The sequence below is a fragment of the Leptospira mayottensis 200901116 genome (assembly GCF_000306675.2).
GTDB classification, from domain to species: domain Bacteria; phylum Spirochaetota; class Leptospiria; order Leptospirales; family Leptospiraceae; genus Leptospira; species Leptospira mayottensis.
Genome location: NZ_CP024871.1, coordinates 2,881,221 through 2,894,815 on the forward strand (window position 1 = coordinate 2,881,221; position 13,595 = coordinate 2,894,815).

The 13,595-nt window shown below is 39.2% G+C and carries 11 protein-coding genes, 1 tRNA gene and 2 pseudogenes; 5 read left to right on the forward strand and 9 right to left on the reverse strand.

Features of this window, described 5'->3' with window-relative positions; all coding sequences use genetic code 11:
- Nucleotides 1–14 precede the first annotated feature (14 nt).
- Nucleotides 15–704: a trypsin-like peptidase domain-containing protein gene (locus LEP1GSC190_RS13075; RefSeq protein ID WP_036037202.1), complete on the reverse strand. Its 690-nt coding sequence runs from the start codon at nucleotides 702–704 to the stop codon at nucleotides 15–17.
- 61 nt (nucleotides 705–765) lie between these two features.
- Here LEP1GSC190_RS13075 and tmk point away from each other — a divergent pair, with 61 nt between their 5' ends.
- Nucleotides 766–1,383: a dTMP kinase gene (gene tmk / locus LEP1GSC190_RS13080; protein WP_002745176.1), complete on the forward strand. Its 618-nt coding sequence runs from the start codon at nucleotides 766–768 to the stop codon at nucleotides 1,381–1,383.
- A 166-nt stretch (nucleotides 1,384–1,549) separates the two neighbouring features.
- Nucleotides 1,550–1,819 (forward strand): annotated as a pseudogene (locus LEP1GSC190_RS13085) (hypothetical protein); the annotation flags it as partial.
- Nucleotides 1,820–1,969: 150 nt separating this feature from the next.
- Here LEP1GSC190_RS13085 and LEP1GSC190_RS13090 read toward each other — a convergent pair.
- Complete coding sequence (locus tag LEP1GSC190_RS13090) at nucleotides 1,970–2,356, reverse strand: LIC10421/LIC12816 family protein (protein WP_036037138.1); 387 nt, start codon at nucleotides 2,354–2,356, stop codon at nucleotides 1,970–1,972.
- 132 nt (nucleotides 2,357–2,488) lie between these two features.
- Between LEP1GSC190_RS13090 and LEP1GSC190_RS13095 the strand changes: the two genes are divergently transcribed.
- A tRNA-Arg gene (locus LEP1GSC190_RS13095) sits at nucleotides 2,489–2,560 on the forward strand.
- A gap of 218 nt (nucleotides 2,561–2,778) precedes the next feature.
- Here LEP1GSC190_RS13095 and LEP1GSC190_RS13100 read toward each other — a convergent pair.
- The 7 genes and pseudogenes from LEP1GSC190_RS13100 to LEP1GSC190_RS13130 form a co-directional block, all read right to left on the reverse strand.
- Complete coding sequence (locus LEP1GSC190_RS13100; RefSeq protein ID WP_002745283.1) at nucleotides 2,779–3,279, reverse strand: tetratricopeptide repeat protein; 501 nt, start codon at nucleotides 3,277–3,279, stop codon at nucleotides 2,779–2,781.
- 19 nt (nucleotides 3,280–3,298) lie between these two features.
- The gene (locus tag LEP1GSC190_RS13105) at nucleotides 3,299–3,742 is read right to left on the reverse strand and encodes a hypothetical protein (protein WP_002745179.1); all 444 of its coding nucleotides are present in this window, start codon (nucleotides 3,740–3,742) and stop codon (nucleotides 3,299–3,301) included.
- 22 nt (nucleotides 3,743–3,764) lie between these two features.
- Entirely contained in the window at nucleotides 3,765–4,715 is a 951-nt protein-coding gene (locus tag LEP1GSC190_RS13110) for a PdxA family dehydrogenase (protein ID WP_036037135.1), read from the reverse strand.
- Nucleotides 4,716–4,774: 59 nt separating this feature from the next.
- A complete protein-coding gene (locus tag LEP1GSC190_RS13115; protein WP_001229815.1) occupies nucleotides 4,775–5,215 on the reverse strand; it encodes a bactofilin family protein in 441 nt (146 codons plus the stop codon).
- Nucleotides 5,216–5,327: 112 nt separating this feature from the next.
- A complete protein-coding gene (locus LEP1GSC190_RS13120; RefSeq protein WP_002745204.1) occupies nucleotides 5,328–6,095 on the reverse strand; it encodes a hypothetical protein in 768 nt (255 codons plus the stop codon).
- Nucleotides 6,096–6,514: 419 nt separating this feature from the next.
- Nucleotides 6,515–7,169 (reverse strand): annotated as a pseudogene (locus tag LEP1GSC190_RS13125) (hypothetical protein).
- Between the two features lie 814 nt (nucleotides 7,170–7,983).
- Nucleotides 7,984–9,288: a hypothetical protein gene (locus LEP1GSC190_RS13130; protein WP_002745158.1), complete on the reverse strand. Its 1,305-nt coding sequence runs from the start codon at nucleotides 9,286–9,288 to the stop codon at nucleotides 7,984–7,986.
- A 57-nt stretch (nucleotides 9,289–9,345) separates the two neighbouring features.
- On the opposite strand from LEP1GSC190_RS13130, the gene LEP1GSC190_RS13135 reads away from it, so the two are divergent.
- Complete coding sequence (locus tag LEP1GSC190_RS13135; protein ID WP_002745141.1) at nucleotides 9,346–11,598, forward strand: lytic transglycosylase domain-containing protein; 2,253 nt, start codon at nucleotides 9,346–9,348, stop codon at nucleotides 11,596–11,598.
- Nucleotides 11,599–12,267: 669 nt separating this feature from the next.
- Nucleotides 12,268–13,557, forward strand: coding sequence for a citrate synthase (locus tag LEP1GSC190_RS13140; RefSeq protein WP_002745186.1), 1,290 nt, complete (start codon nucleotides 12,268–12,270; stop codon nucleotides 13,555–13,557).
- Nucleotides 13,558–13,595 lie beyond the last annotated feature (38 nt).

Genomic DNA, 13,595 nt, shown 5'->3' on the forward strand with positions numbered 1-13,595 from the left:
CAAATCGAGAAGATTTACAAGTCGGAAGTCCGATTTTTGGATTTTGGCTGATTGGATTCCCGATTCTTTTTGATCTGAATTTTTGCATTGATATATTTTCGAATCGCCGCCTCTCCCCTTTGAAGAGTATAATAATCTAACTTTTCCACGGGAACGATATCCTCATCCGGAGTGACTTGCAAAATCGCTAAATCGATTTTCTTATCCTGACCGATGATGACCGCTTCGTAGGATTTACCTGATTTTGACTTCACCCAAAGATGATCGTAAGTCCCGATCACATGAGCGTTCGTAAGAATGTAACCCTGCGGATTCAGAACGATTCCATAGCCGAGGGTAATCAAAACTTTTTCCAAAAAATGCCCGCCCTTAGAATGAAGAAACCGAGATTTAGTCGTTTTTTCGGCGAGAATCGAAACCGAACTCGCTGAAGAACTCGGATAGACTTCTTCAAAAATATGATGTACTCGAACTTTATTTTTGGGATAGCGCAAAAGAGGAGAATGATCGGAGTGAAGGGATTCTCCGGAAAAAGTCTGCTGCTTATCGATTTCCGGCTCCGTCTCTTTTGTTTGTGCAATCGGAGAAAAACAGGAGAAATAAAATAACCCGAAATAAAAAATCACTCCGAAAAACTTCAAAATCGAAAAATATGGGCCCATAACGGAATTTTCATTGGATTCTCTATTTCCAAAAGAATCCATGTAGATAGAAATGATTTCGTATAAATCCCTCTTTGTCAAGAATTGAATCGGAACCATAAAAATGAAGATCGAAAAACCAATCTTTGCAGTTTTTGAAGGAATCGATGGAAGCGGTAAATCGACTCTTTGCAAATCCTTAACCGAAAGACTTACCGAACAAGGAATTCCTTCCGTAAACTTTACCGAACCCACAAACTTTGAAACTGGAAAGTATCTTCGAAAATTCTTAAGAGGGGAAATCGAGCTTGGAAGAAAAGAACAAATCGATGCCTTTTTAAACGACAGAGAAGAATCTTTAAGACAAAACATCCTTCCCTCTTTAGAATCCGGAAAAAACGTTTTACTGGATCGTTATATGTATTCCACAGCCGCTTATCAGAGCGGCGAGGATCTTCTTCCCGAAATAATTATCGAAAAAAATTTGAAGAGGAACTTTAGGATTCCGGATCTTCTATTTTATTTGGATCTTAATCCCGCAATCGCACTCGAAAGACTAAGTCGAAGAAAAGAGAATAAAGAAAGATTCGAAACGTTAGTTCAACTTGAAAAAATTCGTTCCGCCTATGATAGGATTCTCCCAAAAGAAACGATCCGAATCGACGGCAAAAAAGGCCCGGACGAGATTGTTCAGGAATGTCTGGAAATTTTTTCAAGAAATGTTAATAGAAGCCCACTATAAAATCCTAAAGAATTCAATTTTAACGCAGAATCGTCGTTTGGCGAACACAATTTCCAAGTAGGAATCAATAAAATGCAAAGAGTTCATATGGAAACTTCCATATTTTATTACGAACGTACTGAATCATTGTAACTGATTTCTTTTAAGGTTTTTAAGACAGGCTCTAAGTGAAATTCAAATTTTATCTTTATTGATATCTAATATTAAGAACTTCTTAATAGCAATCAATTATAAATGACCTCATAAAATTGAATTTAAATCACCAAAGATTGAATTTTTAAACGATTATCAAAATTTACCAGAACCAGAATCAATATCAAGAAAACTTGAAAGATGGAGCATATCACCTAATCATAAACTTATTGATAAAAATAAACTCCTAAAAAGAATCCAAGAAAAATTTCCTGAATTATTTAAACAAGAATACGATGTTTAACAACTTTTCCATCATTTAATTATCGGACTTTTAGATGAGATGATTTCGACCGATCCAATTTTTCTAAACTTTTAATTCCTCGTGACTGGCTCGTTTTCTTCTATAAGCCCGTTTAGGATTCTCAGATCCGTTTTTATTTGATATATAATATCAATGGCTTTCGATTTGAAATTCTTTGAGAGTTGTTTCATGACGATCCGCTTGGCGATCCAGAGAATCCGCCATTTTAAAAAGTTTCTCTTTGCGAACCCTGGCTTGAAGAAATTTCTCTCCTCTGGAAAGTTTCGCCAACTCTCTGAGTTCATTTGCTCTTGCTCTTTTGGCAACCGCAGTCGCTTTGAGATAATTTGCGATCGCTTGTTTTTGCCCTGGAGTCACCGCACTTTCTACGAGAGCTTTTTCCAAAAGCCTCGCTTCTTCCTCTTCACTAACTGAAAAAATCGGCGTAAAAACTCCACACGCCCCAACCAATACAAAAATGAAAACGACCCTCCGAAAAAAAAGTCCTTTCCATGAATTCAGAAACGAAACCTTCATCTTTACCTCTATTTTAATTTTTAGGAAAACGATTTCTTATACGATTCATTTTTCAAGGATTTTCCTTTACTAAGCCCTCTTCAGGATTTACATTTGACAGCCCAAACATTTTCAAAAGACTCACTTATAAACGTACCTATAGCTCAACGGATAGAGTACAGGCCTCCGGAGCCTGGGGTCCGGGTTCGAGTCCCGGTAGGTACAATTAGTGGATAGTATGACCGAACTACACGAAAAGTTTGAGACGCCGTAGGAGCTTAAGTAGAACAGGATGTGCGTAACGGCTCGGGAAATTCGATTTTATTCTAAATGTGGAAACTCATATAAATATTTAGAGCCGTCTCAAAACCTTAAGAATCAGCTTTCATAATTTACCCCTAATTCTTTGGGAAGAGGAGTAATCTACGGGAACTACTATCTTGTCAATTGTAACGGATGTAAATCCGTTTCAGAGCAAGGTTTGCTGGAGGATAATTCGGCTGAATTTGAATGGCTTTTTCGTATTCTAAACGAGCGAGTTCAATATGACCTAAAATTTCCAAACAAGAACCTGCGTTGAAATACGGATACACGGGAACCTCATAACGAGGAGCAAACTTTGCCTTTTCAAACCAAGGAAGCGCCTCCTCAAAACGTTTTTGCTGAAGCAGATAAACCCCGATATCATTATAAGGGTTTCCTAATGTAGGATCCGTTTCGATCGCGATTTTACAGAATTCAATCGCACGATCCAATTTACCGGCAAGAGAATAAGACCAGCCCAAAAACGTCCAGGCTTCTGCTGTCGGTTTTGCCGCGATGGACATTCTATAGTGTTTGGAAGCCAGTTTGAGATTTCCCTTGGTTTGATATTCGTAAGCGGTCAAAAAATGCTTTTTAGCATCTTCGGATTCTCCAAAAGATTGTAAATAGAGTGGATTCATTCTACACTTTAGACGGGATTTACTTCACGGAAAAATTCAAGAACTTGAGAAAGGTCGTATTTAAAAAGCCGTCTATTTCCAAAGAAAAATTATTGTATAGAATAAAACCGCACCAGTAAATCAAAGTTGCACTCACAAGAGCCTTTACAAGGGATTTACCTGCATGGGGAGAAGCAGAATAAAAGATTCGAAATAAAGCGGTGGGCCAAAGAAACAACAGAAAGAAATAGAAACCTTTTCCGATTCCATAAATCCAAGAAATAATTTCCACAGGATAACCCACGGTCAAACGTTCATAACTCGTTTTTAACTCAGGAAAATATTGAAAGAAATAAAAGACAAAAACGAAAACAAAAATGATTTTCCAAACGAACTCGAAATCGGAACGAAACAAAAGCAGAGTCAATCCGCAGAACCAAAAAAGAAAAATCGGAAATACAATTTGTTCTAAAAGTCCCGGCATAAAACCTCGATTGTAATACAACTCATGAATATTGTAAAATCCGGTTCAGACATTCTACAAAGCTCGTCGAATCTGCAAGCCCTTTCCCGGCAATGTCAAATGCCGTTCCGTGATCCGGTGAAACTCGGGTAAACGGGAGACCCAAGGTTAGATTCACGCCCTTCTTTCCTTCCCACATTTTGAAAGGAATCAAACCCTGATCGTGATAACAAGCAAGATGCAAACCGAATTTTTTTCGTGCGGACTCGCCAAATACGGAATCGGCGGAAAGAGGTCCCTCCACTTTCAAACCTTGTCTTTTTAAGGATCGAATCATCGGCACTAGAATTTCTTCCTCTTCTTTACCGACCTTACCCCCTTCTCCCGCATGCGGGTTCAAGCCGAGAAATGCGATCGGTTTTTGGAGATTGATCTTCTCGCAGGAAAGAATAGAATTCGCAAGCGATTTCAGATCGATCTCTTTCAAAAACTCGGGAACCTTTACAAGAGGGATATGAGTCGTGAGAGGAAGTACCTGAAGATCGTTTCCGGACATAAGCATAAACGTTTTTGTCCGATACGCCTCCGCTAAAAATTCGGTATGACCTCGAAACATGGAAACACCAGACGCAATCACCCATTCTTTGCTGAGAGGAAGAGTAATCAAATCTCCTCCGCCTTCTTTTTGAAACTCTATTGAGAGTAAAAGAGCCGCTAACGCAGATTTTCCCGACAAAGCAGAAGGTCTACCTGATTTCAAAGAAGAGATTTCTTTTTTGGAAAGAGAATCGTGGACAATCGCAAACAAACCTTTTTTCAGGATTTCGGAGGAAGAAGAAATTGAAACGAATTCTTTCGGAAGTGGAAACTTACCCGAATGAAAGTAAACGATCGGTCTTGTTTTGGAGATTTTTCTTAAAATAGAAAGGGAACGAATGAAAATTTCCGGACCGATTCCACAAGGATCGCCTTCTGTAATCAAGATCCGCTTCACTGTTTTGAGAAGTCGGTTTTCATTCCGGAAATTTTTTTCCGAAAGGAAAACCTTTCGAATTATTCTCTCGCTCCGGATTGTTTTCCGAAGATCTTTTCGACACTGAGAGAATCTTTGGAATATTCGAGGTCAATTAGGTCTTTCGCGGAATGTTTGAGGTCATTCGAAATCATACAACGTCCCTCAAGGATCACTCCGTTTTGGATGATCAATTCCGGTGTGCGGATATCTCCAAGAATTTTAGAAGTAGGAAGGAGCATTACCCTGTTTCTTGCGGTGATGTTTCCAATTACAATTCCTTCGATGATAACACTGGCTGCGGTGATATTAGTTTTTACTTTACCTGTAACGCCGATATAAAGTTGTTCAGCCTGTAAGGATTTACCTTCGAATTTTCCGTCAATCTTAAGAGATCCATTGATAAAGAATTTGCCACTGAAGTAGGAATTTTCTCCGATAGTGGAGTTCGTAACTTCGGATGAATTTTTAACGAGTGCCATGCGCCTATGTGTCCTTTTCGGAGGGAGTTAAAATCACTAAATATGCAGATCCCATCAATCGGAAAAGGATTTTTCAAGGCTTCATTTTGAAAATTGACAAAGAGAACAGGAATCAACGGATATTGGGAACGTTGATTCGACCTAAAACCTCGGAAGTAAATTCCTGGAATTCCTTAAGAGCATCCATAATACTCTTTCCCTCCAGTTCGGTGGCTCTTTCGAATCTCGGGTTGAACCGGATCGAATCTTCCAAGTTCATAATAACACCTCCCACTTCCTTGGCCTCTTTGATTACCTTGTTTAAAAATTCGTTGAATTTTTGAAACATTTCAAAGGCTTCCGCAATGAAGATCCTAGTCTGTTTATTTTTCATCCTACTCAGCTGTTCTCTGAATTCCTGCTTTTCCGCGGCGTGAAATTCTTCTATAGTTTCGGTGAGAACCTTGATGTTCCTTCGAATGTTCTCCATATATTTTACGACCCCGTCTTTTTCGTTCGTATGTGAAAAATCGAAACGGACGTGAGTTTCGTTTAATACGGGCAGATATTCCCGATCCATTATATTGATCCAAGTTCCAATCTGATTGACCTCGGGATCGTTCGAGTTCGGAGAAATTTTCATGACCGGATATTTTGCCAGAACCCTTCCTGCCTCATTTGGGTTCTCTTTGTATCGTTTGATCTGTTCCGCGGTCATGTCGAGATTGTCCGGAATTCCTTCGGGAGAAATATCCTTCATCTTCGTTTTGTATTTTTCCAGTTCCCTAGAAACTCGATATCGTTGTTCGTCGTTTTGAGATCCTTTTGCGATTTTTTCCAATTGGAGGATCATCTTCTGGTATTTCTGCAATTCAAGAATTTGTTCGTGACTGATTGCCATTTTGATTTTGTCCCTATATCCAACTGTGTTATTCTACGAAGTTCTGCGATTTACTATCTCCATATTCGTTAAATTCTACTCTTTTTATGTACGATTCCTCTGAAGCAACATAATAAACTTTGAATGTCATCGCTATTGTCTTCGTGAGTCATTGCAAATTGTAAACCGCTCGTATAGTGTAAATTTCCTATCCTAAAATTCTACTTCGCATCCTCTTTTTTTCATTCAGAGTTTTATCACTTTCCCTAAAATTTGTTAAAATTCATAATAGAATTAAGTTGATTCTTTCAGGCTGTCAAGAAATTCTATAGACACCTACCGATAAACACTTCAGTTCATTTACAAACGGAATTTTATAAAATACGCTCATATATGTTCTTACATTTAAAAAATATAGGGGCTTCTACAGATTTGTTTTTTTAACAACCATAACATTGACAGTTTGTTTCCAAGGGCAAAACGTCTTTGACTTTATATTTTTTCAACATACGGTTAGTTCCTCTTCATATTCCATCCAAGGTCCGCAGCCCTCTTCAGATACTGCCTCGAAAACTGATGTTTTACAATGTGTTTTATAATATAAATACTTTATATATTCAGTATAGAAATATTTTTCGTAAACCGTGTTTTTAGATGCATTGGAATCGACTTTGGATCCTTCTCTGGATCGTACGAAAATTCTTCGTCCAATCGATACCATTTATAAACGGTTTTTAAAAATCCTAAAACTTCTTTTTTTCGAGCACCTCTATGAAACAAACTCATATTCGCGTTAAATTGTTTATAAACAAACTGCGCGGCAGGTTCGTAATAATAAAAATCGTCGGCATGATACTTTATATATTCCCTAGCTGCTTTTTCATTCTTACCTGCTAAAGATTCTTTCAAACGATCCAAATCTCCGATTTGACGCGAATTCAATTTTTTTAAATTTCCTTCCATCGATTTCAATCGAATTATAATTTCCGAAACGGAGGGATTTGATTTTTTTTGTGCGGGCGACGTTTCGATCTTTAAGTCCTTTGCAAACAACAACGAACAAGACAAAATTAAAAACGGTATGATTTTTCTCATTGTATATAAATTTACTCTTTTTGTGAAAATGTATTCATCATTTCTAAACTTTAGCCGTAAACTCTTGAACTTTTGTTACTCGGGCGTATAAAAATAGTACTATGATAAGCTTGTTTCAAAAAGTTAGAAGACGGGGATCTCCTCAAAAAAACCATAAATTCCGTGTTAGATATAATTTTTGAAAACTTTTACACCTTCACAAAATCGACCGTTAATTTTGGGTATTATCTTCATGCGTCAATCATCCAACTCTTGCCAAGATTAAGGAACACAAAAGTAATCATTAAGAATTTACATTCCAAAAATATATCGGCGAGTTATTTGGTTCATATAGACATCCATCATCTATAGTTTAAAACAACATGAAAAGGTCGGTCAAAACTTTCTACAATCTCCCAATCCATTCTTACCATAAACTTATTTTCGGAGCAAAAGAATCTTGCTACTGCTTATGAATCGGAGAGCCGTTTTCGATCGTCGAACTTTAAAGAAACGCTTGGGGTGACTCCCTAGAAAAAGGGAAAGTTCTATCGAAGGTTTTGATCTATTCGATCGTTCGTACCTCAACTATAAGAATAACAAAAACACTTTCGCAAAATCTCAGACTTACTACTTGGACGCATGAAAATGGTACTAAAAATTAACACCCGACTTTTGCAAAGATATAAAAGTCCTCATAAAATCACGCCAAATCCGGAATTGTCGGCTTTTTTGAAGAAGAATTCCAACTGTTGAAACGAACTTATTACAGTATTCTTTTTCATGCGTCCAAGTAATAAAAATCAAAAATCGGACAAAATAAGTGCGTTAAATTTCAATTCTTCTTATAACGCTCTAAAACCAAACGGAGATAATCGGCATCGGGAAACTTCATCAAAAGACTTTCTAAAAGTCCAATCCCTTCGCTGGTTCTACCGATTTCGACAAGAGCCGAACCTTGAAGATAAAGCATCTCCGGAGAAAATCGGAAACGGCCACAATGTTCAAGAGACTTCAAAAATTCCTCAAAGTTCTTTTTGAAAAAATAAAGAACTGCCTTGGCCCTTCTCGTTAAATAAGAATCCGGAAGCCTTTTCTCCACACCTCCGATTTCTTTTTGAACGTTCGAGGATTCGGTGGAATTCAAAAGGATCAAAAGTTCGAAAGGACTCAAAGTATAAACGAGATGATTTTGCTTCAAAATCGCATAACGTTTCTCTAGGGATTCGTCTTGACTTTCTAAAATCTTATCCTGTAAAGAGCCCAATAAAACCGATCTACCGTTTTTTCTTTTTTCCCCTTCGAGCCAGGCTTTTCTGTATTCTATCGGATGAATTCTCCTCAAAACAAAATAATTCTCCAGATAACCGTGACGGGAAGAATAAGCTTTGAAAAAAGATTCCTTTTCTTCGGAACTAAACGTTTCGATCAGAGTAAGAATCCTTCTCTCGATCGGAAATACGGTTCGAAAACCGACGGTCTCGTGTTTGAAAAGGAGCCACGCAAGTCCTAATAAACCAGGCTCTTCACCTGTGACGACAAGATCGTAGATCATTTCCCTATCTTCAAGCTGGAGGCCTCCAAATTTCCAAAGGGCTCCATATTTCTGAAAACGGGAAACTTCCTTGTCCTTTAAAGAAGTTGAATATTCAATTTTTCCCATAAGCGCTAAGAATTGTTTCGCTTCCGCGATAAACGGAAGATCCTCGTCATAGACACCGATTAATTCCAGGTATTCGTCCAGTTTTTGTTCGTGTAATAGAAAGGATTCTAAAATTTGAAAGACCTCGGGATCGGCCTGGTGTTCCTCAAGGGCCTTGTCCAAAAGTTCTTCGAAAAAAATCTTGAGAAGATTTTTCTCTCGCTCAGAAAGACCTTCTTCTTCGAAAGGAGAGGTAACGTCGGTTTGAAAACGAAACTCGCCGAATAAGTCGATTCTCAGGTTGTAGAAAGGAGAATGGATCCTGTTTAAGGCTCCGGAAAAATATTCCAAAATTTTGGATTTGAGTCTGATGATTTCTGAATTACGGGAAATCGGACTCTTTGACTTTTTTTTCTTGATAAGAAACTGCTCCGAATAAGAAGACAATGTGATTTCCGGCCAGAGATGGTCCGTTTTTTCTTTTTCCAGGATTTGCATGGGAATTTCCTTTTTGCGATTGAATCCTTAGGCCGAAAAGGTAAGTAAAGAATACGAATGAAAAAATTCGCCCTAACCAGCCTACTCTTATTCATTTTCGGCAACCTTTACGCAAACGATGATCTCAAATATCTGATCAAATCTTACAGTCTTCAAAAAATCCACCGCATTTTTCAAGAAAGACACCCGGGAACAGAATCCGAAGCCTACGCGTTAGTCCGATACCACGAAGAACACCCGAATGGAAACCGGGATAAAAAATTCGCTTACCTGGTTTCTCTTCTTAAAGGAAAAATTGTGTTCACACCCGGAAGACAAGATCTTCTAGAGATTCTCCATTCCCCACTGCCCTCGACTTCGGTTATTACAAAACTGTCTCTCTGGAAACTCTATGAGGAAAGTTCACGCAGAAAAATTTTAGGAAGGGAGGAATTAATCGGTCTTTTAAAAAAATTTCCCAGAGAAAACGATCCACTAAGTCAAAACGCGATCTCCGAAATTTTCAGAATCTATTACGAAGCGGGGATGATCCGGGAATGTTTGGAATTTTTTAAAAGTTTTTCCGACCGGGAACAGTCGGAAATTTTTTCCCCGATGATCTTATATCGTTATGCGAAATCTCTTTATAAATCCGGGGACACAGAAAAAGCCGAAACCATCTTCTATTCGATTCTGGAAGATTCTTCCGTTTTTTCTTCCGTCAAAAAATTTATCCAGACAGATCTTAAAATTTGGAAAGGAAACTCCTTTTACACTTCCTTGACTCCCGAACGCGCGGCCTTGCTTCTTCCGCATTTGGATTCTTCCGAAAGGAAACATCTGGTCTTATCGAAAGATCTCAAAAGAGTTTCCTTTTCTAAAGGAGAAGCGTTTCGTAACACCGCAAGAGCCCTTATAACTTTTGAACCGGAAGCTCTCCCAAACCTCTTTAAAAGAAATGTGAACCTCGCAAGGTCCAATCCGGATTTTACGGCCGCGATATCGAGAGAACTCACAAACCAGAATCTTTCCAGTAAGGCCTTGAATTTGTTAAACGAAGTGAGTCCAGAAAAAAACGAAGAGGTTCTTTATAGTTACGCCAGCGCTTATAAAAAACAGGGAAACAAGAATTTATATTTCAGAAATCTAATAGATTCTCTCGAAAAAAGTCCCACAAATTTAATTCGACAAGATGAACTTATAGATCTTCTGACAGGAAGCCACAAACATTTTTTGGGAGACGCTTACTGGAAAGACGCTCTCCGTAAAATTCCGGATCTTCCTGTCAAAGGAAGACTCGTATATTGGTATCTTCGTTTTCTAAAACAAAATGGAAGAACCGAAGAACTAAATTCCTGGCTTAAGTCCTATTACAGACATATCCCGGGCTCGTATTACACTCGCGTTATCCGAGAGGAATTTCAGGAGGAAATTTCCTCTTTTCCACTTCCTTCCAATCCTACTTGGAACAAAGACAGCCTCTTCGAGTATCTTTCTTTAACTGCGGGAATTCCAGAACTTTCAGGAAAAATCTTGGGTAAGGATTTGGACTTTGCAACTCAAGCTGCGGCATTTCAATTGAACGTGAGAATCGACGGTGCTCATTCCAAAATTCGAGAAAGCGCCACTCTGCGATCGGCAAAGGAATATCTGGAAGTCGGAGAAATGGCTCACGCGCTTTTCTTAGTTCAAAGGTACAAAGTCCAACAAGGAATCGGAGAAAGCGAAAAGGAAGAAATTCTCGCGGCTCTCGGAGAACAAACCGGAACTCCTTACTTGACCGTCTTTTACACAAGATCCCTGATGAAAAAAGAAAAACTCAGCGACGATGTTATCCTTCTTCCATCCAAACTCGCCGCAAGAATTTACCCGAGACCGCACAGAGGACTCGTGACTTCCGTTTCCCAAAACGTCGGAATCGAAGAAGACATCGTTTACGCGATCATGCGTCAGGAATCTTTTTTTAAGGAGAATGCAACTTCGATTTCAAATGCGCGAGGACTAATGCAGATCATGGGCCCGACTGGAAAAGAAATCGCTAAAAGAATGAATCTCGATTCCTATTCTCTTTTTGATCCGGAAGTTTCCATCGAAATGGGCGCGAGATTTTTACGCTATCTAGTCGTCTCCAACGGAAACAGTCTTCAATGGGCTTCGATCGCTTATAACGGCGGGCCGGGAAATCTACGGAAATGGAAACGAAACCATTACCGCGGAGACTTTAATCATTTCTTGGAAGAACTCCCGATTAAAGAACCAAGAGATTACTGCAGAATTGTTAGCTCGAACTATTATAACTATCAGAATTTGAGAAGATATAAAAACCTCTAACGCGAAGTTTTTTTGATTTGGTCTCTCTGATTCTCAAAAGCAGTCCGCTTACGCTGAGGTCTCATCGAACGATGAACTTTCGATCTTTGTTCCGCAGTAAAACGAAGCAGTCGAGGAAAATAAGTACGGAACGTTTTCTTCCACCAGAGAGTAACCCAAAGACTATCCGATCAAACCAAACTTCCTGGGCATTCGTATTACGGATTGAAAAAGTCATTCCATTTTCTTGTATTGAACACTTGATTCTTTTTTATTCCTACTTGAATCCAGCGTAAGCTCTTTGAGAACAAAAACCGTAGTTTTCATCTAACTGTATTTCAGGCTAAATCCAAAATTCTGCAACTCTTTCCCCTTTGTAAACTTGGAATATGTGTGGGTCCTTTGTTTGCAAAAAAGAAGAATTTGTATCCGTCAGTTTCAAATAACCTAGACAAATTCCGATTTTATATTCTATCAGATTCTTTACGACCAAAAAGCTATTCGTTTGTATAGCGTAAAGAAACTCTAAAATGAAAATAAAATCTTCAGTCAAGTTCTTGGGTCATTCTGATTTTTTAGATTGTCTATCTAACGGAAGGAATAGGATAGGAATCTGAAACGATTTAGAACGCAATTTTTGAACGATTGATAACTTGGTAAAAACAACGAACAATTCTTTAGGAGAAAAACATGGCAGAGGTAGCAATTCTGAAAATCGACGGGAAGGAATACGAACTCCCGATCATCGTAGGTACCGAAAACGAAAAAGCAATCGATATTTCAAAACTTCGTCAACAGACCGGATATGTAACCCTGGATAACGGATATCTAAACACGGGAGCTTGTACTAGCTCGGTAACTTTTCTCGACGGAGAACTCGGCATATTAAGATACAGAGGAATTCCAATCGAACAGCTTGCGGAAAGTTCCACATTTACCGAAGTCGCCTATTTACTGATTTACGGAAAACTTCCATCGGACACAGAACTCAAACGTTGGAACGACGAACTTACGATGCACACTCTCATTCACGAGGATCTAAAACGTCTCTACAACGGATTCCCGAAAGACGGCCATCCAATGGCGATCATGTCCTCTATGATCGGATCTCTTTCCACTTACTATCAGGATTCTTACGATCCCGAAAACGCAGAACACAGACACATCTCCATGATCCGTCTTCTCGCAAAATTCCCGACGATCGCCGCATTCGCGTATAAAAAATCTATCGGACAACCTACAATCCATCCTCTGAACAGTCTCGACTATTGTGCAAACTTTATGAACATGATGTTCTCCGTTCCTAGCGAAGACTACAAAATCGATCCAGAAATCGTAAAGGCGCTCAACTTATTATTGATCCTCCACGCCGATCACGAACAAAACTGTTCCACTTCCACGGTTCGTCTCGTAGGTTCTTCGCTCGCGAATCTTTACGGCGCAATTTCTGCTGGAATCTGCGCTCTTTGGGGACCAAGACACGGTGGAGCAAACCAGGAAGTGTTGGAAATGCTTCAAGAGATTCAAGCAAGTGGTCTACCGGTTAAAAAGATCGTAGAAAAAGCAAAAGATAAGAACGATTCGTTCCGTCTTTCTGGATTTGGTCACAGGGTTTATAAGAATTTTGATCCAAGGGCAAAGATCATCAAAAAGGCTTGTGATTCCGTATTGAAAAGACTCGGGGTTCAGGATTCTTTATTAGATATTGCTAAAGAACTCGAAGAAACCGCCCTTCACGATCCTTACTTTGTGGAAAGGAAACTCTATCCAAACGTCGACTTCTATTCCGGAATCATCTATCGCGCACTTGGAATCCCTGTGAACATGTTCACGGTGATGTTCGCTATGGGCCGTCTTCCCGGTTGGATCGCTCAGTGGAAGGAAATGATCGAATCGACCGATATGAAAATCGGTCGTCCAAGACAGATCTACACAGGTGCCACCGAAACTTCCTACAAAGAGGCCAAGAAAAAAGCCTGAACCTTCCTATGGCAAACTTCCGGTTCCGTAGATATCAG

Excerpts from the sequence above, each read along its gene's own strand:
- LEP1GSC190_RS13075 (WP_036037202.1), bottom strand. The coding sequence starts at position 704 with ATGGATTCTTTTGGAAATAGAGAATCCAATGAAAATTCCGTTATGGGC.
- tmk (WP_002745176.1), top strand. The coding sequence starts at position 766 with ATGAAGATCGAAAAACCAATCTTTGCAGTTTTTGAAGGAATCGATGGA.
- LEP1GSC190_RS13090 (WP_036037138.1), bottom strand. The coding sequence starts at position 2,356 with ATGAAGGTTTCGTTTCTGAATTCATGGAAAGGACTTTTTTTTCGGAGG.
- LEP1GSC190_RS13100 (WP_002745283.1), bottom strand. The coding sequence starts at position 3,279 with ATGAATCCACTCTATTTACAATCTTTTGGAGAATCCGAAGATGCTAAA.
- LEP1GSC190_RS13105 (WP_002745179.1), bottom strand. The coding sequence starts at position 3,742 with ATGCCGGGACTTTTAGAACAAATTGTATTTCCGATTTTTCTTTTTTGG.
- LEP1GSC190_RS13115 (WP_001229815.1), bottom strand. The coding sequence starts at position 5,215 with ATGGCACTCGTTAAAAATTCATCCGAAGTTACGAACTCCACTATCGGA.
- LEP1GSC190_RS13120 (WP_002745204.1), bottom strand. The coding sequence starts at position 6,095 with ATGGCAATCAGTCACGAACAAATTCTTGAATTGCAGAAATACCAGAAG.
- LEP1GSC190_RS13130 (WP_002745158.1), bottom strand. The coding sequence starts at position 9,288 with ATGCAAATCCTGGAAAAAGAAAAAACGGACCATCTCTGGCCGGAAATC.
- LEP1GSC190_RS13135 (WP_002745141.1), top strand. The coding sequence starts at position 9,346 with ATGAAAAAATTCGCCCTAACCAGCCTACTCTTATTCATTTTCGGCAAC.
- LEP1GSC190_RS13140 (WP_002745186.1), top strand. The coding sequence starts at position 12,268 with ATGGCAGAGGTAGCAATTCTGAAAATCGACGGGAAGGAATACGAACTC.